Source organism: Paenibacillus sp. E222, from assembly GCF_013401555.1.
Taxonomy (GTDB): Bacteria; Bacillota; Bacilli; order Paenibacillales; family Paenibacillaceae; genus Paenibacillus.
In genome coordinates this window covers 4,282,111-4,302,341 of the sequence record NZ_CP058552.1, presented here as the reverse complement: position 1 = coordinate 4,302,341, position 20,231 = coordinate 4,282,111, and the positions used below count along the sequence as shown (strand labels likewise).

The window sequence follows — 20,231 nt, the reverse complement described above, 5'->3', positions numbered from 1 at the left end:
ACATGTTTCAGAGGGGGATTTGCGTTGAAAATGCATAAAAGAAAAAAAGCAGCATCCATGGTACTGGCAAGCTTGTTGTCCATTTCACTGACCGCTTGCGGATCAGGTGGCACTGATTCCGTCACGTCCGCAAGCAATGGCAATAAGAACAGCAAGGTCACACTGGAATTAGCGATTTCGAAGAGTTCACAGGATTCTGCCTTTATCCAGCAGGATATTCTCGATGAGTTTGAAAAGCAGACAAATATTTCTGTCAATCTGCAGCTCATTCCGGCTGAGCAAACAACGACCGTGCTGCAAACCAAGCTGGCTGTCGATGAAACACCCGACATCATTCAATACAATTTGGCCAGTGCGATTACGGATCTGAATCTTGAGCGAAATTTTGAAATTCTGGATAACGAGTCCTGGGCCAGCAGAATTGTAAACAAAGATGTGCTCTCCGCTGCCGGCCATATCTACAGCTTCCATGTCAGCCAGGACACGGGCATGCAAGGTGTTGTTTACAACAAACAGATTTTTGCTGACCTGGGTCTGTCCATCCCTACAAGTTACGAACAATTTTTGGCTATTTGTGAAAAAATTAAAGCTGGCGGCATTACTCCGGTATTCATGCCCTATAAAGATGCTTGGGCTGCGAACATCTGGCCTGCAGCAGCATTTGCCGATTTTGTAGCCAAAAACGATCCTTCTTTTTTCGATGAGCTCAACAGCAACAAGAAAAAATGGTCCGATATTCCTGAGTTTAAAACGTTTTTGGAGCAGCAATATGAAGTGTACACCAAAGGATATACCAATACGGATGTGCTTAGCGACAGCTATGACATGGCCGTTGGCAAATTCCTGAACAAGGAAGTCGCCATGATGTTTATGGGAGATTGGTTAATCGAAGGCGTAGCAGAGCAGGATCCAAGCATGGAACTCGGCGTATTCCCGATTCCGTCTTCCGATGATGCCAAACTGGGTGCAAGTCCTCTTGGAGGACAGCTGTTCATTCCGAAAAAGGCTAAGCATTTGGACGAAGCCAAACAGTTCCTGGACTTTATCGCCTCCAAGGAAATTGCACAACAGATCGTTGATGCCAAAGGATATGTATCTAATTTTAGCGATGTTACTACACCGGAGTTGCCTGCTTACAAACAGGATATCGTTGACAATTACATTCTCCCTAAGAAAACCGTATTAACCACCGATGCTTACATGCTGGTTGATCGCAGTGAGCTGTATAGGCTGTTACAGGATCAATTCGCTGGCGGTTTGACACCGGAGGAAGTATTAAAATCCTGGGATGAGAAGTTCAGTCAACTGATGCAGGATAAAGGCGTTTCCGGTTTCTAAGAATTGAAATACAGGGCAGTATGTCATTCCTGAATGATGTGCTGCCTAGCCATAACGGAGTGTGAGACATGAAAAGGGCTAAAAATTTATATTCGTATTACATGGTATTTCCGGCACTGCTTATCTACTCCATCTTTTTTGTCGTTCCAGCGATTGCTGCTTTCTATTACTCTTTTACGGATTGGCGGCTGGATCGGATTGATCTGAAGTTTATTGGATGGGATAATTTTGAGAAAATTTTCTCGGACAAAACGCTTATTTTGGCGCTTAAAAATACAGCCATTTTTGCCGTTGTTACGGTTGCTGGCAAAAACATTATTGGTTTGCTGCTTGCCGTGGCGCTAAACATGAGATTAAAAACGAAGAACCTGCTGCGCGCGATTTTCTACTCCCCTTCCATACTGAGCATTCTGGTCATCAGCATCCTGTTCACACCAATGCTGCGTACAGAAGGTACGATCAATCGAGTATTGGAAGCAGTCGGATTACATTCATTAAGCCAGGCTTGGTTGACCAATCCTTCCCTTGTCATCTGGACGATTGCGATCGTATCCATCTGGCAAAGCGCCGGATTCCAAATGGCCATCTATCTGGCTGGTTTGCAATCTATTTCTCAAGAATATTATGAAGCCGCTAAGATTGACGGAGCAAGCTCCTGGAAAAGTTTTTTCAAAATTACGCTGCCTCTGCTGCTGCCAGCCATCAATATTAATCTGATGTTGACACTGATTGGCGGGCTTAAAGTATTCTCGGAAGTGTATGTCATGACCGGCGGTGGCCCAGGCAACGCTTCACAAGTTGTGGGTACCATCATTCTCCGTTCTTTCGGTGAAGGAAACTGGGGTCTGGGCACCGCAGTTAACACACTTCTGTTTGTGGTCGTTACGATTATTGCTATACCGCTATTGATCTTCATGCGGCGTAAGGAGGTTACGGAATAACATGGGATATACTCGCAAACTCGCTATTCGCAACTATGTTGTTGAAGGATTTCTGCTGCTGGCCTCTCTGCTCATTCTGTTGCCGCTGGTAATTCTAATTCTGGGTTCATTCAAAACAAGTGCTGAAGTGCTCAGCTTCTCCTTAAGTTTGCCGGATAAATGGCAGTTCTCAAACTATGTCCGGGTATTTGAAGAAGGCGGTCTGTCCAGAGCATTCCTGAACAGCATCTGGATTACGGGAATATCGTCCATCATCAACATTGTCGCTTCTTCAGCAGCGTCCTTCATTCTGGCACGCCGGGACACCAAACTTTCAAACACAATCTATATGTATTTCTTCATGGGATTGATTGCACCAATGTCGATCATTACGACGATTCGGGTTGTGCAGGGATTGGGGTTTTACGGCAGCATATCAAGTGTCATCCTGATCTACGCGGCGCTTAATACCGCTTTTAGCGTATTTTTGTACAGTGGATTTATCAAAACCATTCCGAAAGCACTGGACGAGGTTGCATTTCTGGAAGGTGCCAGCGTATTCGGCGTGTTTTTCCGTATCGTTACACCGCTTATTCTGCCCGTTAACGCAACGGTAGCCATCATGGTGTTTATGTCGGTATGGAATGATATTACGATTCCGGTGTACTTCCTTACGAATAGCTCAACGTGGACGATGCCGCTTTCGATCTATAATTTTTACGGCAAATACAGCCGAGATTGGAATTTGATTTTTGCGAATCTTGTACTGACTTCACTTCCTGTGTTTATCCTCTACTTGTTTGGACAGAAATATATCGTTAGCGGACTTACTGCGGGAGCAGTCAAAGGATGACCATTGGTATTTAAATAGAAATAAACTTAGGGCGCTTTTGGGGATTCAACTCCCAAAGCGTTTTTTGTTCATGCTCTCTTAACGTTTATTTACAACACATACCTCTCTGTTTATTAATGAAAAAATTCAATGAATCCAACAATTGATTATACGCTTCTCTCTTATATAATAATAGATATATGTTCATTATTGTATGAATGTAAATTAATAGTGCCCGATGCTTATCTCGCACCTCCGTTCATTTTGAATGGATAAGAGTCGAACAAATGGAACATAACGGATTGCGGATGACTTATCGAGTAGAAGGAAATTCTAAAGAATTCTCAAACGAATAGCGAATGGAGGATCACGTAGCTATGGAAAAAAAACAAACTGCTGGACGAGATATATTGGGTGAATTCGCCCCCAAATTTGCAGAGTTGAATGACGATATTCTGTTTGGCGAGGTATGGTCAAGAGTAGAACAATTATCCAGTCGTGATCGCAGTATGATTACCCTCTCTGCACTTATTGCCGGCGGAAATTTTGAACAATTAACCCCCCACCTTCATAAAGCAAAGGAAAATGGAATAGCTCGTCATGAAGTGGCTGAAATGATTACTCACCTTTCCTTCTATGTGGGCTGGCCTAAGGCATGGTCTGCGTTCAATATTGCAAAAGACATTTATAAATAAAATAGAAAGCAGGTAACCATTATGACAAACGAACATTTGAGTAACAGCACTATCTTCCCGCTGGGAAAAAAAGTAGAAGCCAATTTTATTGGAGACGCATATCTGGAGATGGTCTTTACAGATGAAACTCCACTTAACACTAGCATTGGAAATGTCACTTTCGCGCCGGGAGCACGCAATAATTGGCATTCACACGTTGTAGGTCAAGTATTACTCATTACAGGTGGTGAAGGCTGGTACCAAGAAGAAGGTAAACCCGCACGATTGCTTAAAACCGGAGATATTGTAAATATTCCTCCTAACGTGAAGCACTGGCATGGGGCAACAGCCGATAGCTGGTTTGTGCATCTGGCTATGACACCTGGACAGACGGAATGGTTAGAACCTGTGAATGATGAGTGGTACAATGCGCTCTGAGGCAGAGAGATTTAAAAGAAAGGAATGAAGCTGAATATGTCTAATATTGCGGGTAAAGTTGTAATTCTTACACCAATATTTCTCCAGGCGCTGTCAGCAGCGAGTTACTGGAAACGACAAGTGATCCTTAGTCCAAAGCAGGCTTAGATGAGTTCTACAAATCCGCTATTGATGAAGATAACATCGCACGTGCAATCGCATTTGCAATTGAGCAACCATCGGATGTAGCAATTAACGAAATGATCATTCGCCCAACGGTTCAAGTCGGTTAATGGTATTAATTTACTCAAAAAAGGAACGAATGCAAGCTTCTTTTCGAGGCTGCTTCGTTCCTTTTTACATATGAATCTTACAATTTCCGAGCTGTCACCATAGGCTGGTAATAGCCCGTGTCCGCAAGGAAATGCCACTCTACATCCGTAAAACCAGTCGAACTTAATACGTTGTTCATCTCTTCTCGCAACAATGCTCTGTATGGCGTGCTATTATGTTTTGTTTTCCATTCACCGTTCATTTCTTGCACAATAAACTGGTTAGTTGTATACGTTTTCCCGTCTGCGGCCCAATCCCATACCTGAAAAACAATCCTCTTCCCCTCATCTAGAACACGCGGCTGCGTGGTTGATGGCTTCTCTTTTACCAATGCATCGTAATCTCTTATGGTAGCTATGAACAAACCATTCCGATTAAGCTTTGCATATATATTTTGAAATGCCTTATGTAAATCTCCGTCTGTAAGTAGATGAGGAATAGCATTGTCTGCGGATAGAACGATATCAAAAGCTCCCCATACATCTGTATCCAACGAGCGAAAATCGGCTACGCCAAAGTTTATGTTAACCCCGCGGGCTGCGGCTTCTTTCTCAGCTCTTTTTACCGAATCAGGACTTACGTCAGTCGCACTCACGTTATACTCGTATTTCGCCAGTCCAATTGCTTGTGTTCCTATACCACAGGAGCAATCCAAAAGTGAAACGGTATTTGTAGCAGAAAAAGTGAACTTGGATTGGATGACTTGGTCGAGAATCCGCGCTTGCTGTGCAATGGATTGATCCCAATCCGCAAAAATAAGATGATAGTCTTCTGCAATCTCATCATAGAACTTTAGAACCGAATCTTTCATTTCCAATCCTCCTCAACTAAGTCACATTATATGTTCATTACATTACCACACTTCAACCGATTCTGCCCGTTAGTTGAATAAGATGCCTTTTTTTTGATTATATTCAGAAGTCCAAGCATACTAGTAACCTTCGAATATACTATCCTATCCCACTGACTAGGAGGTAGATTCAATGACAACGTTTCTTGATGCGAGAACATCGCAAAATGCAAGTTTGGCCAACTCAATTGCTATTCCGATCCTGGTAATCAACACGCCACAATTGTTTGGTCAAATTGGTCTTCAAACCGCAGGTGCAGGTACTAACCCTAGAGTTCAATTTAAAGGAACCATTTCTGTACAATTACCATTAGCTCTTGTCGGAATTACGATTACTATTGTAAGAGGTACCTTGTCAACTGATCCTGTAATTTACTCAGCAACTTCCACATTTGATTTGAGTATTTTGGCTCCTCAAATCATTACGTTCTCTGCTGACGATTTCAATCCGCCAATTACCCCTCAATTGACATACACTGCATTCGTAAGCTCCAACTTGCTGGGTACGATCCGTGTAGGCCCTGAGAACTTTGATGGATTAGTCGTTTCAGATTAATACAACAGCTCATTTTTCAAATGGTTTCTTACCGTCTCCTTCGTCATAAAGAAGAAAAATCCAATCGCATGTTATTAGCGATTGGATTTTCTATTTTCTAATTATAGATAGATCACATGGTAAAGGTCTTTACAGACTACTTAAAAACAACTTAAATTGTGCTCGTGTCGATTACGAATCTGTACTTCACATCTGAAGCTAATACACGTTGGTATGCCTCGTCAATTTGGTCAGCTGAAATGACTTCGATCATAGGAACAATATTATGTTCTGCACAGAAATCAAGCATTTCCTGAGTCTCACGGATGCCACCGATCATTGAACCTGCAAATGAACGACGGTGACCGATGAGGGACATTACGTTTACTGCCAACGGCTCCCCAGGAGCACCTACATTAACCAGTGTGCCATCCAGAGTGAGCAGTGAGAAGTAAGCATTGATGTCGATATTTGCACTGACCGTGTTAATAATCAGATCAAACGACCCGGCGAGTTTGGCAAACGTTTCTGGTTCGCTTGTGGCATAATAATGATCTGCACCGAATTGCAAACCATCCTCTTTTTTCTTCAATGATTGTGACAGGACAGTTACTTCTGCGCCCATGGCATGTGCAATTTTAACAGCCATGTGACCTAGACCACCCATACCTACAATCGCTATTTTTTTACCTGGTCCAGCTCCCCAATGATTTAACGGCGAGTATGTTGTAATACCTGCACATAGGAGTGGTGCAGCGACATCCAGCTCAATGTTGTCCGGAATACGAACGATGAACTCCTCGGTTACGACGATGTGAGTGGAGTACCCACCTTGAGTAGGTTCGCCGTATTTATCAACACCCGCGTAGGTGGGAACATTTCCTTTGAGACAGTACTGCTCTTCTCCTTGGCGGCAGTTCTCACATTCGCCACAGGAGTCAACCATGCATCCAACCCCTACTCGGTCACCAACTTTATACTTTGAAACCTCGGCTCCTACATCGGTAACAATTCCTGCGATTTCATGGCCAGGTACGAGCGGATAGTTTACGGGACCCCATTCGCCGTGAGCAGTATGGATGTCAGAGTGGCAGATGCCGGCATATTTAATCTCGATCAGGACATCGTGCAAATCAAGATCGCGTCGTTTAATCTCAGCTGCCCGGAACGATTGGTCCGGACCATCAACAGCTCGTGCTTTAGCAGTTATCATCATAAAACCTCCTAAGATTGTCATTCTTCCTTTTCTCTTGCAAAACGATCTTAATCCCTCTAGTTAACTCTAAGTCAACCCTTTTTAGAAACTTTGACATCCTGCAAACTGCGTGGTAAAATCCCAAAAGATAATCCTAGAGTTAGCTCGAAGTCTATACTAGTAAGAAAAGGGGAAAATAAATGACATATTCAATTAGCGAAGTTGCTAAAGAATTGAATCTAACCGTATATACCTTGCGTTACTACGACAAGGAAGGACTCATGCCTTTTGTAGAACGTACCCCTGGCGGAGCTCGAAACTTCAAAGAATCGGACATCGATTTTTTAAAGATCATTCAATGTCTGAAATCTACCGGGATGCCGATTAAGGATATCAAAGATTTTATTGCATGGTGTTCCGAGGGGGATTCTACTTTGCAGGAGCGATATGACATGTTTACAGAACGCAAGGCGAGTGTAGAAGCGCAGATGGAAGAACTTAGAAAAACTATGGAAGTCATTGAACATAAACGTGCTTATTACAGGACTGCTCTCGATGCTGGAACGGAAGAGATTCATAAAAGCAATCGAATGGGTAATTTCATTGCTAACTAATTACGCGTTGTATTCGACTCATAACAAAAAGCCTAGACATCTGTAGACGTCTAGGCTCTTTTTACTCCATCCACTTGAGGATGACGTTTCCTTTTTAATAACCCATATCCTTTAATATCTTGGATAATGTACGCAAACGCTCGCCGATCATTTCATCGTCATCACTCAGAGCTTGGCTGAACAGCTTAATATCTTCATTTATTCTCTCATTGTCCGTACAGATTTCCACGGACATTGCGTCCCCTTGCAGTCCAACACGATCGATGACAGGCTGCTCTGGGTCATATAAATTTTCATATCTATAAGCCTCGCGAAAATGTTCCAAAGACCGACAGATCAGAATGGACAAATCCAGCACGCGATGGAGAGGTAGTTCCTCGGATTGTCTGGACCACTTTTCTCCGGTGTATCTCCATACCTTGGCTGAAATATCAACCTTTCCTCTATCGTTCCACTGGGCCAATCCCAGGGAAAGACCTTTGGCGTCGGTGTTCCCGGCCATCCGGCCGTCAACCTTTTCATAATTATCCGATACGACAACAGGTTTATGTTTTAACGTTGTAGGTATTTTCAATTTCATTCCCTCATTCCGTTTACCTTTTTACTAATTTACTAAACCACGGTTTCATCTTATCTTGATTTTAAGCGTTAGTCAAATCAGTTTCCTCTTAGATGATTTAATTCTTTGGAGGTCTATTATAGCCCTTGTCTCCGTAAGGCTGTAACTTCTGAAGCCACGGCTTCAGGATTTGTTTTTGTTCCCAACGCATATCCATCACCTTATCGATGTCCTTCTGTTCCAGAACCTCATAAGTGAATGCCTCTTCTCCAAATTCTCTCCATTCTTTTTGTAACTCGGCATTCGCAAATCGTCCTTGATCCAGCTGCATCTGCAGAGTAAACCATTTGTTTTTCAAGTTGGGATAGCTGTCGATATAGATCTTACCGTTAATTTTGTTTTTAATTTGGGCTACGCCCATATATGTCTTGATCTGTTTGTACTCCTCCAGCAGCTCCCTGCGCTTATTCATATCCATGTGTCTCTCTCCTTATCGTTTCATTTCCCTTTCCGTCATGATGATGGAGTTTCCTCGGCTTTATTTCTTCTTTCAATGACAATAGGTAGCAATAATAACGCACCGATTATCACAAAAAAACCACTCGCTATAAATACACTAAGCAAGGAAAACATATCCTTGAGATATCCGGAGGTAAGCATGCCAATTACCATCATTCCCATAAAAATCGGCATGATCGCTCCGGATACCCGGCCAATAAATGCCCCTTCCGTATTCCGCACAAGAAGCGTCTGAATTCCACCTTGGATACACGGGAAGAACAAACCGCTGATTACGAGCAGAATAATGGTTAACCAAATTTGTGTTGATGCACCCATTCCAACCGTACAGATTGCATTAACAAGTAAGCCGACTAAAAGCAATACCTGTGGCTTGACTTTTTTAGCGATCGCCATGATCACAGCACCTCCGACCAACATGGCTGCCCCATTCGCCATCACCAGCCATTGCAAGAACTCTTTATCCTGGCCCAAATTTTCAATGACAAGAAAGAGCTGAAGCGGCTGAGTCAGTCCTGATGCCAAACCAACTGCCGAGAAAGTTAATCCAAGTGTTCTCAAGGATTTATTCGCCCCGATATAACGCAGGCCATCCGTGAGCTCTTTAACGAAGCCGCCACTATTCCCTGATTTCTCCTCCTCTACATCTCGGGGAAGCGATAATAATACAAGCGAAGAGCCCAGAAACATGACCGCTGTCAGGATGAGGGATACGCTAATGCCAAACTTAATGAAAATAAACGTGCCGATGACTGGCCCCAAAACCATAAAGACAGCAACAAGCGTTTGGGACATGGCCATGACGCCCTGTAATTGTTCGGCTGGTACATGGCGTTTGTACAGTTTCATCGCCGAAGGCTGAGAAAACTGTGACAAGCTGGCAGAAACGAAAGATCCAATTAGAAGTGCAATCCATCCACCATTCATGACCGCTAGCAGTACAATACCAACGGACAAACCTGATAATAAATCGCTCCATACCATTGTTTTTTTCGGTCGCCATCGATCGGCAAAAGTACCACCAATCAACCCAAATATAAAGATCGGTGAAAATTCCGCTACCGAAATCAGTGATATATCAACCGGGTTATTATGCGTCAATTCGGAAACATAAAGAAGAACGGCATAATTCCGGATCCAAATTCCGAGCTGCAAGAGTACCCGGGAAAGGATAATTGTTCGAACATATGGATTGGCAAACATGTTAATACCCCATATCCTTTAAGATTTTTGCTAACGTACGCATCCGTTCACTATTCATTTCATCATAAAGCAACTGCTTCTTTCATTTTTATTCCTCCTATTCTCCAACTTTTTATTTAGTAATTTACTAAATTACTAATTTACTAAATCACGGCTTCATTCTATACAGGATATCTTCCTTCGTCAACCGTTTTTTTCGAATGCTTCCTTTTCACTTCTGTTTTTGAACAAAAAAGTGATCCATGGAAGAAAGACGCTGTTTAGCTTATTTACACTGTAATTTTTGTTAAAGAAATGTATCTGAAAAACAAAAAAAGCCGCTACATTAGCGGCTTTCCGTGCTCGAACATGTATGATTATGTCGTTACAATTAGGTTACTAAATGAAAAGTCACACTTCTTGACCAAAGAAGCAGACTTCAGGGGTTACTAATTGGTACTTGGAATCGAGTAGTCTACTTTAGGAGCGGTGGCTCCCTCTGGCTTCAATTGAATGGATCGCTGGCAGATCGCTGTGATCACAAAAGCCATCAGAGCTAGTATCACAGCTACTGGTGGCACCCACTTCACACCACCTAAATTGACAGCAAGCCCGCCAACTCCGGAGCCGAGGGCTATCCCCACGTTTGCCGCCACGGGCAGCAGCGTGGATGCGAACGGTCTGGAATTCGGCGCGATTGCTCCAGAGACGTCGAACAGATAGAGCTGGGACGCCGCGCTCATGGATGATGACAGGCAACCGATCAGGAACAGGAACGCCAAGCCCAGCCACTGGTGAGACACGGTGAAGCTGAGTCCAAGAAAGATGACTGCCTGAATGACGAAAAGCCACTTGAGCTTGGGCAAGAAATCGCCTTTGGCTATTTTGGCACCGATCCAATTGCTTAGTATGCTGCAGGCACCGTAAATGAGGAGTACAGCGCTAATCCAGCGTGCAGGTATACCCATGGACTGCCCCAGCAGCGGAGTAATATACGTAAAGATTACAAAAATACAACTGTTTCCAAGAACCGGAATCAAGCAGGCCAGCAATATGCGCGGCTTCATAAATAGCGCCATCTGATCACTGAATGAACCGGCAATGGTCGTTGTTTGCCTTGGAAGTATCCGAAACATGAATAGGAATGGCACGGCCCCGATGCATGCCGTAACAACAAACGTCATGGACCAGTTCAGATGCTGTCCGATGAAGGTGCCAAGCGGAACGCCAAGCACATTGGCAATGGAAAAGCCGCCCAGTATCCAGGCGATCGCTTCCCCTCTTCGTTCCCGGTTGACTGCATCGCTTGCAATTGAGATCGAAAGGGATATCGTAAGTCCACATGCTACGGCTGAAATGATCCGAATAACCATCAAGGAATAGAATGTCGTTGAGAAAATGGTAAGTACGTTCAAGACCAGCACGACTGCAAACCCGATTAAAATGGAGTTTCTTCGGGGGATTTTGGCCAAGAACGCAACGGCAAACGGTGTCCCGATCGCATAGGCAATCGCAAAGCCGGATACGAGCGCGCCTGCGGCAGCCAGCGATACTTTCAGATAGGTTTCGATTTCCTTTAATACGCCTACAATTACGTATTCGGTTGTTCCCAATACAAAGCTAACCAGTGTAAGTGTTAAAATAAGTAAATTTTCTCTTTTTCTAGTCAAGAATAAGCCCTCACAATTCTCTCTAATGTTGCAAGCGTTTCATTTTCTTAAACGGATTCCATTCTTAACAAATTTTGCTTTCACATCCCTTCCATCCGATATATAGTACATATTATTGAATAGTGAAATTGTACTGTCAGACATGCTACGCGACAATCAAGGTTGTTGTGATCTTCATCCAAAACATTATGTATGTTGTCATTTCACCACAGAATCCTGAAGGGAAGACATTAATGAATACACACCATGAGTCCGATCGACTGCATGAAGATCAAGATTGCCTTATTATTTATGTAGGGAAGTTGGCAGACAATCCCCATTGGAGTTTTCCGACCCATAAGCATGACGATTTGCATGAGATTATTTATGTGAATGAGGGTCAGGGCTCGTTCACGATTGATGGTACAAAGCACTCCGCTCAAAAGGGAGATGTTCTTGTATATAACAAAGGAACGCTTCACGAGGAACGATCGGACCCGGAATTCCCTTTATCCACCTTTTATTGCGGCTTTCGTTTCAAAGAGGGTGCCCGTGCCAACAACGATTGGGTTGTTCCTCCTGGTAGTGATCCTGTTGTTCGTGCCAATCGTTATTCGGAAGAGATTCGGTCGTTAATGCAGACCATGTTCAATGAATTTTCAATCCGGGAAGAAGGATACAACTCTATCTCTCATCATCTGCTGAATGCCGTTCTGCTGATTATCGATCGCATGTCTCAGCACCAGCGCGCAGCCAATGAGATCGTTCGCAGCAACACCCTCGCTGAAAGCATCAAAGATTATTTGGATACAAACTACCGTCAACATATTAAGCTCAAGGACTTGGCTGACCAATTCCATATCGATTTCTACTACTTGATTCATATGTATAAAAATTGCTACGGCATCTCCCCCTATCATTACCTCATTCAGCGAAGAATGGGAGAAGCGACCCGATTGTTGGTTTCGACCAAGAAAAAAGTATGGGAAATCTCCAAGTTGGTGGGTTACGAGAACCCAAACTACTTTACGATTCTATTTACCAAAACGGTCGGTGAATCTCCGAGAAGTTTCCGCAAAAGAAATCAAAAGGACATGTTTGGTGACCCTTCCAACTAAAAAACAGGTAGCCGAAGGGCTACCTGTTCTGTCTTACGTCAAGAAGAGACTACATTCATATTTACTGGAACGTTCTCATATGTGCCGCTCCTATTTTATAATATAAGTACTTCGTTAGAGGCTTCGTCAGAGTCTGGTTCAACGTGAACATGAACAGTGTACACCTCATGCTCTTTTAACAGCTCGTCTTCTACATTTGTTGAAATATCATGAGCTTTCTGCAGATCCAAATCCGATCGTACCAGAATGACCACATCGACAACGGCATTATTACCATAATTCCGTGCTCTTAAATCCTTAACTGCCTCTACCCCGTCCACATTGGCAATTGTACTCCTGTATTCCTTGATTAGCTCTTCGTCAAATCCATCTGTAAGATGGTGTGTAGCTTCCCGAAAAATGTCCCAGGCGGTTTTACATATTAGGATGCCCACCGCTACTGCTGTTAATGGGTCGAGCCATGGCAGGCCGAATTGGGAACCAATAATCCCTACAACTATCCCTATACTAACCCAGGCATCCGAGATATTGTCTTTTGCAGCTGCCATAACCGCCTGGCTCTTGATCTTCAAAGCAAGTCTTTTGTTATATCTGTAAACCAGATACATCACAGCGGCACAGAAAATGCCTGTCCAGGCTGCGATGAGGTCCGGAGATTCGCTTTTCCCCTCGAATACGGATGTAATCGCTCCGTAAAGCACTTGTAACCCAACTACCATCATTATGAAAGACGCAACCAGTGAGGCAACAGTCTCAGCTTTCCAATGTCCGTATGTATGATCTTGATCAGCAGGTCGTTGAGCAAGTCTCAGACCGATAAGAACCGCGATCGAAGCAATAATATCGGTAGCATTGTTTAACCCATCGGCTTTTAAAGCTTCTGAATTAGACATATAACCGATCATCATTTTAATTGCAGTCAAACCAATATAAGCAATAATACTGATGATTGCTCCCTTTTCACCCAATTTTAAGTTGTCGTACTTTATTTGCTCCACGAAACGTAATCCCCCTGATTCCAACTGTTTTCTAGCACTTGTACGATGGTATCATCACGATGTTGTGTGGGTCTAGAGAAACGTTTTGAACCAAGTAAAACAATGTCTGTACAACGAAAGAGTTTGACCTCGGCCAAAAAAAGTTGCGATAAGTAAACTTTTAGATATTGTGACTCCGCCATATAGCTTGACTCTGGTATCGTACCAGGGTTTATCGTGTTGTATATCAAATATGGCTTTACGAATCAGGAGTGGATAAAGATGCTGTTGCAAAAACAGTTTGACCACGTGTTTGAAATTATGAAGCAATCATTTCCCGAAGCCGAATACCGGGAATATTCAGAACAGAAGAAACTGTTGTCCCATTCATGCTATCGCCTTCTTACAGAGGAAAATGAGCAGAATGACGTGATTGGTTTTCTCGCAGGCTGGGAGTTCGAGTCGTTCAGATATGTTGAGCATTTGGCTGTTTCCCCGAACATTCGTGGAGGCGGCATTGGCAAGTGGTTAATGGAGCGTTTCATGAACCAGTCAGCCAAGCCGGTTATATTGGAAGTTGAATTACCAGAAGATGAGCTAAAGCGGAGAAGAATCGGATTTTATGAGCGCCTGGGATTCTGCCTGGGGGATCATTCTTATGTTCAGCCGCCCCTTCGGGCTGTCAGGCAGCAAACCTTACCTTTACAGATCATGAGTTATCCGACAAAGTTGACCCCGACACAATTTGAAATGGTGAGAGAATTACTGTATAAGGAAGTGTATGGCGCGCCTTCGGCATACGCACACGCATATATTAGCTGAGTATAAATGAGGAAGAAAACCGATGAAAAATGATTATAAAATCAATGAAATCTCGAAGCTTTACGGAATAGGTGTTGATGCACTGCGTTATTACGAGAAATTAGGGCTGCTGGAGCCTCGGCGAGACGGAAACGGGTATCGTCTGTATAGCCTTCAGGATATGTATAAGCTGAATATCATCCGGGACCTGCGCCAGTTGGATTTTACGATGCAACAGATCAAGGCGTATTTGGATGAGCAAAGTGTCGAAAATACGCTTCAATTGTTGTTCACTGAACAGGAACTAATTAAGAAACAAATAGCCAAACTCGAAACCACGCAGCGTATGATTCAGGGCAGAATAAAGGTGTTAACTGATGCCAGCAAAATTCAGACAGGAGTTTTCTCCATCAAAACGTATCCTGACCGGCCGTGTCTTCAGCTCAATACACGTATAACGAGGGATGAGGAGATGGATTACGCCATTAAGAAACTGCATCAAAAGCATAAAAGTCACATTCCGGACTTCGGCAACCAATTATATGGTGCATCCGTGTCCCTTGAGGAATTAAAGCATGGCGTAAGGGATGTCTTTAACTCCGTCTTCTTTATTTTTAATCCTGACGAAGCCAGAACGATCAATTATGATTACATGCTGCCAGCTGGTGAGTATCTGTCCCTCTTTTATCGGGGTAACTACCGTCAAAGTTATGAAAAAATGCTTGAGGTCGTTGCTTATGCGAATGACAATGGATTCCGTGCAATGGGTGATCCTTTTGAAATTTATGAAATTGATAATCGTGATACGATCATTACCGAGCAATTTCTGACCGAAATACAGCTGCGGATTGCCAAAGCATGATGAACTTCAAAGGGTAAAAGTTATTGGAGACGACTTGATGCCATAGCTTCTACACTTAAAACAAAAAAAGCCGCTATATTAGCGACTTTTATGTATGTTACATCTGTACTCCCCGACATTAACTCCTGCTCATTGTAGTGATTAGTGAATATCTTTCTTTTTGAAATTGCCGCCCTTCACTTCGGCTACGTCATATACTACAATAAAAGCATTGGGATCAATTTCGTGAATGATATCCTTGATTTTGCTTTCCTCCATACGGTTGATTACGCAGGTAATCTCTTTGAATTGTTCATTGGTATACCCGCCGTAAGCATCGGTATACGTTGCTCCACGACCTAATCGGTCACGAATGGTTTCGACCATGATCTCCGGTTGATTGGTAATAATTTTAAAGGTTTTGGAGCCGCTCAAACCTTCCTCAACAATATGTATCACTTTGGAAGCGATGTAATAAGCAAGTGCGGACAGGATCGCCCCTTGCAGACCAAATACAGTTGATACGACAATAAAGACAAACATGTTCAAGAATAAGATTAGATCACTGGTTCCAAAAGGTAATTTTCGTGAAAGCAGGACAGCCAACATATCGATTCCATCCAATGCCCCACCATTACGCAGCGCCAAACCCATACCAAAACCGATAATAATCCCGCCTACAACGGTAATTAACAGTGTATCCCCTTGAATAATCGTTGGTACATGGTGCATAAGGCTTGTACCCACAGCTAGCGAGGCAATACCGATAATGGAGTAAATAGCAAAGCTCTTACCTATTTGTTTGTAGCCTAACCATACAAATGGAATGTTGATGATACCAATCAGCATCCCTAACGGTAAACCAAACAGTTGTGAACCCACGATACTAAGACCTGTCACACCACCGTCTGATACATTATTTGGAATTAATACAGCTTCCAGACCATACGAGGTAATAAAAGCCCCGATCATAATCAATAACACTTTGGAGATAATTTTCAGTTTGTTAGACTTTTGCACGTTCCTTTGATTCATTCCTTTTCCCCCTTGATGAACAAACATAAAAAATAGTCTATAACAAAATTCACTATTTTGGCAATATATCGTCACATAGGCAACCACTGAATTCGCTCTGCTCGTTTCCTCGATCAGATTACATTATTTCCCGATTGATACTCGATATGCCGTAATTTTATTCTCCAGCATCTGATCTGCTGCGTGAAGTGTGTGCATCTGCTGTTGAATCGCCTCTTTGTGCTCTTCCAGCAACTTCAAACGCTCTGCAGCCGTATGCTCACCTTCCTGATATAAGGATGCGTACTTTTTGATGATAGCGATGGGCATTTGAGTCTCTTTTAGTTTGATTACAAATTGCAACCAATTCAGATGTGATTCGTTGTATCGTCTATCTCCACTAGCATCACGGAGCGGTATGATAATCTGCTCCTTCTCATAATAACGCAATGTGTGGGTACTGATACCGAGTAGTTCAGCCACTTCACCGATTGTATGCATAGTGATCCTCCTTCTATATTCCGCTTGACTTAGAGTAAGCTCTAATCAGTATAATCAACTCGTAGTCATATCACAATAAATAATGAACCGAATCCAGGAGGAATATCCATGAAGTATACAGTGATTACCGGTGCCAGTTCGGGCATTGGCTATGAAGCAGCTTTGGCTTTTGCGGCTCGCGGCAAACATTTGATCCTGGCTGCACGCAGAACCGACGAACTGGAGAAGTTAAAATCGAAAGTAACTGAAATTGATTCTGATTTGGACATCGTCATTCGCACGGTGGATCTGTCCATCGCTGCCAATGTCCATGCATTTTATGAAAGTCTCCATCAGTACTCAATCGAGACATGGATTAACAACGCAGGGTTCGGAAATTTTGCTTCGGTTGGTGAACAGCATCTACCTAAAATCGAACAGATGCTTCATCTGAATATAGAAGCATTAACCATTCTTTCTTCCCTCTATGTACGTGATTATGCAGAGGTTGAGGGCACACAGATTATTAACATCTCCTCTGGAGGTGGATATACGATCGTGGCGGATGCAGTAACCTACTGTGCAACAAAGTTCTATGTAAGTGCCTTTACGGAAGGGCTCGCACAGGAATTAAAAGGAAAGCGTGCAGCAATGCAAGCCAAAGTACTTGCGCCTGCGGCAACGGAAACGGAATTTGCGGAACGTGCTTTTGATCTGGACCAGTTCGAATATGAGGGCCGTGTTCCCCAATTCCATACAGCAGAACAAATGGCTGGATTTTTGCTTGAGTTATATGACAGCGAAAGCGTCGTCGGTATTGTAAATGGATTAACCTATGAGTTCGAATTGAAAGAACCGATTTTTCCGTATGCCGCGAGAGCAGCCTCGAAACCCAACGATGAATCATAAATACCAACCGTTTACCCATCCTATGGTAAACGTCAAAAGGGAACCTGTGGTCAGGTTCCCTTTTGCTTTTGCTATATCTGTAAAAAGTATTAAGCCAATCTCATTTTGAAATCCTGATAGCCGAACTCGCGAACCACTTCGCAATCACCATCTTTTCTTTTTACTGCGATGGCTGGTAACGGCATGCCGTTAAATGTATTGGTTTTGACCATGGAGTAGATCGCCATGTCTTCAAATACCAATCTGTCACCCGTTTTGAGCGGTTGATCAAACGAATAATCGCCGATCACATCACCCGACAGACAAGTTTGTCCACCCAGACGATACAGGTGAGGTTTTTCTCCTGCTTCTCCCGAACCGATAAGCGGTGGGCGATACGGCATTTCCAGCACGTCCGGCATGTGGCATGTGGCCGAGGTATCCAGAATAGCAATGTCCATACCGTTCTTGTGGAAATCGAGAACGGAAGTCACCAGGAAGCCCGCGTTCAGCGCAACTGCTTCGCCCGGCTCCAGATATACCTCCAGACCATATTTTTCCTGCATGCGTTTGATGCAGGCTTCCAGTCTTGGAATGTCGTAATCCTCGCGTGTGATATGGTGTCCACCGCCGAAGTTGATCCATTCCATTTGTGGCAGCCATTGTCCAAACTTCTCTTCTACCGCATTCAGCGTCGTTTCCAGATCGTCTGAATTTTGCTGGCACAAGGTATGGAAATGCAGTCCGGAGACTCCTTCCAGCAGCTCCGCACGGAAATCTTCATGCTTTGCGCCGAACCTTGAACCAGGAGAACATGGATCGTAAATCTCATGCCCCTCCTGAGTCGAGCATTCAGGGTTAATACGCAGGCCTACTTTTCGACCAGCCTGAAGCGCTTTGCCCTTGAACTTCTCCAGTTGGGAGAATGAATTGAAGATAATATGATCGGTAATCGAAAGGATTTCATCAATCTCATCTTCGCGATAGGCCGGGGCAAAGACGTGGTTCTCTTTGCCCATCTCCTCATGGCCCAGGCGGGCTTCATACAGCCCGCTTGCCGTTGCACCGCTCAGATATTCTCCAATGAGCGGATACATCGTGGTCATGGAAAATGCTTTCTGAGCCAGCACGATTTTGGCTCCTGTACGCTGCATAACACCGTTCAGGATTTTGAGATTTCTTTCGATAAGTCCTTCGTCAACAACAAAACATGGTGTCGGTAATTGCTCAAACCGCATCTTAACGAACGAGCTCCGATTCTTTGACTTCTTCTGGCAGTTCGTCAACGAGTACCGGGTTGAAGTCTTCAACCCATGGGAGACCCCATTTGTTCAACTCTTCCATGAATGGATCTGGATTGAACTCTTCCACGTTGTATACGCCTGGTTTGTTCCATTTGCCCGTCATCACCATTGCTGCACCAATCATCGCTGGAACACCTGTTGTGTAAGAGATGGCTTGGGAACCAACTTCTTTGTAGCATTCTTGGTGATCGCAAATGTTGTACACGTAGTACGTTTTGTCTTTGCCGTCTTTTTTACCTTTGAAAATGCAGCCGATGTTCGTTTTACCCACAGTACGTGGTCCAAGGGACGCCGGATCTGGCAATACCGCCTTCAGGAATTGCAAAGGAATAATTTGTTTGCCTTCGTATTCGATAGGTTCGATCGAAGTCATGCCCACATTTTCAAGTGCTTTCAAGTGCGTAAGGTAGCTTTGACCAAATGTCATGAAGAAACGGATACGTTTCAGACCAGGCATGTTTTTAGCCAGGGACTCCAGCTCTTCATGATAAAGCAGATACATGTCTTTCTCGCCAACTTCTTTGAAGTCATAGACACGTTTAATTTCCATTGGTTTTGTTTCGATCCATTCGCCTTTTTCCCAATATCTTCCGTTAGCCGAAACTTCGCGGATGTTGATTTCAGGGTTGAAGTTTGTTGCGAACGGGTAGCCGTGATCCCCACCGTTGCAGTCCAGAATGTCAATATATTCGATCTCGTCAAAGTAATGCTTCAGGGCATAAGCAGAGAATACACCCGTAACACCTGGGTCAAATCCGCTGCCGAGCAGAGCTGTAATTCCTGCTTTTTCAAAACGCTCTTTGTAATCCCATTGCCATTTGTATTCAAATTTTGCCGTATCTTCCGGCTCATAGTTCGCTGTATCCATGTAGTTCGTTTTCGTTGCAAGGCAAGCATCCATGATTGTCAGGTCTTGGTAAGGCAAGGCCAGGTTCATGACAATATCCGGTTTAACTTCGTTGATGAGGGCGATCAGTTCGTCAACGTTGTCGGCATCCACTTGAGCTGTCGTAATTTTTGTTTTACCGCCGTCCAGCTTGGCTTTAAGATCGTCACATTTGGATTTCGTACGACTTGCGATACAGATTTCCTCAAATACTTCGCTGTTTTGAACGCATTTATGAACTGCTACTGAAGCTACGCCGCCGGCGCCGATGATTAGTGCTTTTCCCATTTTCCATTCTCCTAACC

Annotated in this window: 22 protein-coding genes; 11 read left to right on the top strand and 11 right to left on the bottom strand. The window is 43.7% G+C overall.

The window, feature by feature from the left end; genetic code table 11:
• The first annotated feature begins 30 nt into the window (after nucleotides 1-30).
• The 5 genes from HW560_RS19515 to HW560_RS33970 all read left to right on the top strand — a co-directional run bounded on the left by HW560_RS19515 (nucleotide 31) and on the right by HW560_RS33970 (nucleotide 4,202).
• The gene (locus tag HW560_RS19515; RefSeq protein ID WP_179265854.1) at nucleotides 31-1,338 is read left to right on the top strand and encodes an ABC transporter substrate-binding protein; all 1,308 of its coding nucleotides are present in this window, start codon (nucleotides 31-33) and stop codon (nucleotides 1,336-1,338) included.
• 68 nt (nucleotides 1,339-1,406) lie between these two features.
• On the top strand, nucleotides 1,407-2,279 hold the full coding sequence (locus HW560_RS19510; protein ID WP_111619590.1) for a carbohydrate ABC transporter permease: 873 nt from the start codon (nucleotides 1,407-1,409) through the stop codon (nucleotides 2,277-2,279).
• A 1-nt stretch (nucleotide 2,280) separates the two neighbouring features.
• Nucleotides 2,281-3,111, top strand: a complete 831-nt coding sequence (locus tag HW560_RS19505) for a carbohydrate ABC transporter permease (RefSeq protein ID WP_076289194.1) — start codon at nucleotides 2,281-2,283, stop codon at nucleotides 3,109-3,111.
• 356 nt (nucleotides 3,112-3,467) lie between these two features.
• Complete coding sequence (locus tag HW560_RS33975; RefSeq protein WP_179264314.1) at nucleotides 3,468-3,785, top strand: carboxymuconolactone decarboxylase family protein; 318 nt, start codon at nucleotides 3,468-3,470, stop codon at nucleotides 3,783-3,785.
• Nucleotides 3,786-3,806: 21 nt separating this feature from the next.
• Nucleotides 3,807-4,202 carry a cupin domain-containing protein gene (locus tag HW560_RS33970; RefSeq protein ID WP_179264312.1) on the top strand — a complete coding sequence of 132 codons (396 nt, stop codon included), beginning with the start codon at nucleotides 3,807-3,809 and terminating at the stop codon, nucleotides 4,200-4,202.
• Nucleotides 4,203-4,551: 349 nt separating this feature from the next.
• On the opposite strand, the gene HW560_RS19490 is transcribed toward HW560_RS33970, so the two are convergent.
• On the bottom strand, nucleotides 4,552-5,325 hold the full coding sequence (locus HW560_RS19490; protein ID WP_179264310.1) for a class I SAM-dependent DNA methyltransferase: 774 nt from the start codon (nucleotides 5,323-5,325) through the stop codon (nucleotides 4,552-4,554).
• A 172-nt stretch (nucleotides 5,326-5,497) separates the two neighbouring features.
• On the opposite strand from HW560_RS19490, the gene HW560_RS19485 reads away from it, so the two are divergent.
• Complete coding sequence (locus HW560_RS19485; protein ID WP_179264308.1) at nucleotides 5,498-5,920, top strand: hypothetical protein; 423 nt, start codon at nucleotides 5,498-5,500, stop codon at nucleotides 5,918-5,920.
• Nucleotides 5,921-6,071: 151 nt separating this feature from the next.
• Here HW560_RS19485 and HW560_RS19480 read toward each other — a convergent pair whose 3' ends face one another.
• Nucleotides 6,072-7,112 (bottom strand): NAD(P)-dependent alcohol dehydrogenase, encoded by a 1,041-nt coding sequence (locus HW560_RS19480; protein WP_090899660.1) that lies wholly within the window; start codon nucleotides 7,110-7,112, stop codon nucleotides 6,072-6,074.
• A 182-nt stretch (nucleotides 7,113-7,294) separates the two neighbouring features.
• On the opposite strand from HW560_RS19480, the gene HW560_RS19475 reads away from it, so the two are divergent.
• Entirely contained in the window at nucleotides 7,295-7,708 is a 414-nt protein-coding gene (locus HW560_RS19475; RefSeq protein WP_076289189.1) for a MerR family transcriptional regulator, read from the top strand.
• A gap of 94 nt (nucleotides 7,709-7,802) precedes the next feature.
• On the opposite strand, the gene HW560_RS19470 is transcribed toward HW560_RS19475, so the two are convergent.
• The 4 genes from HW560_RS19470 to HW560_RS19455 all read right to left on the bottom strand — a co-directional run bounded on the left by HW560_RS19470 (nucleotide 7,803) and on the right by HW560_RS19455 (nucleotide 11,638).
• Nucleotides 7,803-8,282 (bottom strand): DUF6530 family protein, encoded by a 480-nt coding sequence (locus HW560_RS19470; RefSeq protein ID WP_076289188.1) that lies wholly within the window; start codon nucleotides 8,280-8,282, stop codon nucleotides 7,803-7,805.
• A 103-nt stretch (nucleotides 8,283-8,385) separates the two neighbouring features.
• Nucleotides 8,386-8,745, bottom strand: a complete 360-nt coding sequence (locus HW560_RS19465) for a GIY-YIG nuclease family protein (protein ID WP_090899662.1) — start codon at nucleotides 8,743-8,745, stop codon at nucleotides 8,386-8,388.
• A gap of 35 nt (nucleotides 8,746-8,780) precedes the next feature.
• Complete coding sequence (locus HW560_RS19460; protein ID WP_179264306.1) at nucleotides 8,781-9,989, bottom strand: MFS transporter; 1,209 nt, start codon at nucleotides 9,987-9,989, stop codon at nucleotides 8,781-8,783.
• Nucleotides 9,990-10,417: 428 nt separating this feature from the next.
• On the bottom strand, nucleotides 10,418-11,638 hold the full coding sequence (locus HW560_RS19455; protein WP_179264304.1) for an MFS transporter: 1,221 nt from the start codon (nucleotides 11,636-11,638) through the stop codon (nucleotides 10,418-10,420).
• A gap of 233 nt (nucleotides 11,639-11,871) precedes the next feature.
• On the opposite strand from HW560_RS19455, the gene HW560_RS19450 reads away from it, so the two are divergent.
• On the top strand, nucleotides 11,872-12,735 hold the full coding sequence (locus HW560_RS19450) for a helix-turn-helix domain-containing protein (RefSeq protein ID WP_179264302.1): 864 nt from the start codon (nucleotides 11,872-11,874) through the stop codon (nucleotides 12,733-12,735).
• A 95-nt stretch (nucleotides 12,736-12,830) separates the two neighbouring features.
• Here the strand turns inward: HW560_RS19450 and HW560_RS19445 are convergent, their stop codons facing one another.
• Nucleotides 12,831-13,733, bottom strand: a complete 903-nt coding sequence (locus HW560_RS19445) for a cation diffusion facilitator family transporter (RefSeq protein WP_110001235.1) — start codon at nucleotides 13,731-13,733, stop codon at nucleotides 12,831-12,833.
• Between the two features lie 261 nt (nucleotides 13,734-13,994).
• Between HW560_RS19445 and HW560_RS19440 the strand changes: the two genes are divergently transcribed.
• Nucleotides 13,995-14,534, top strand: a complete 540-nt coding sequence (locus HW560_RS19440) for a GNAT family N-acetyltransferase (protein ID WP_179264299.1) — start codon at nucleotides 13,995-13,997, stop codon at nucleotides 14,532-14,534.
• 22 nt (nucleotides 14,535-14,556) lie between these two features.
• Nucleotides 14,557-15,375 carry a MerR family transcriptional regulator gene (locus tag HW560_RS19435; RefSeq protein WP_179264297.1) on the top strand — a complete coding sequence of 273 codons (819 nt, stop codon included), beginning with the start codon at nucleotides 14,557-14,559 and terminating at the stop codon, nucleotides 15,373-15,375.
• A gap of 141 nt (nucleotides 15,376-15,516) precedes the next feature.
• On the opposite strand, the gene HW560_RS19430 is transcribed toward HW560_RS19435, so the two are convergent.
• Together HW560_RS19430 and HW560_RS19425 are read right to left on the bottom strand one after the other, a co-directional pair.
• A complete protein-coding gene (locus HW560_RS19430) occupies nucleotides 15,517-16,389 on the bottom strand; it encodes a YitT family protein (protein WP_063562775.1) in 873 nt (290 codons plus the stop codon).
• A gap of 123 nt (nucleotides 16,390-16,512) precedes the next feature.
• On the bottom strand, nucleotides 16,513-16,869 hold the full coding sequence (locus tag HW560_RS19425) for a MerR family transcriptional regulator (protein WP_090899683.1): 357 nt from the start codon (nucleotides 16,867-16,869) through the stop codon (nucleotides 16,513-16,515).
• Between the two features lie 108 nt (nucleotides 16,870-16,977).
• Between HW560_RS19425 and HW560_RS19420 the strand changes: the two genes are divergently transcribed.
• Nucleotides 16,978-17,757 carry an SDR family NAD(P)-dependent oxidoreductase gene (locus HW560_RS19420; RefSeq protein WP_090899686.1) on the top strand — a complete coding sequence of 260 codons (780 nt, stop codon included), beginning with the start codon at nucleotides 16,978-16,980 and terminating at the stop codon, nucleotides 17,755-17,757.
• An 89-nt stretch (nucleotides 17,758-17,846) separates the two neighbouring features.
• On the opposite strand, the gene nspC is transcribed toward HW560_RS19420, so the two are convergent.
• Nucleotides 17,847-18,974 carry a carboxynorspermidine decarboxylase gene (gene nspC / locus HW560_RS19415; protein WP_090899689.1) on the bottom strand — a complete coding sequence of 376 codons (1,128 nt, stop codon included), beginning with the start codon at nucleotides 18,972-18,974 and terminating at the stop codon, nucleotides 17,847-17,849.
• Nucleotide 18,975: 1 nt separating this feature from the next.
• Nucleotides 18,976-20,214, bottom strand: coding sequence for a saccharopine dehydrogenase family protein (locus tag HW560_RS19410; protein ID WP_091001908.1), 1,239 nt, complete (start codon nucleotides 20,212-20,214; stop codon nucleotides 18,976-18,978).
• Between the last annotated feature and the right edge of the window lie 17 nt (nucleotides 20,215-20,231).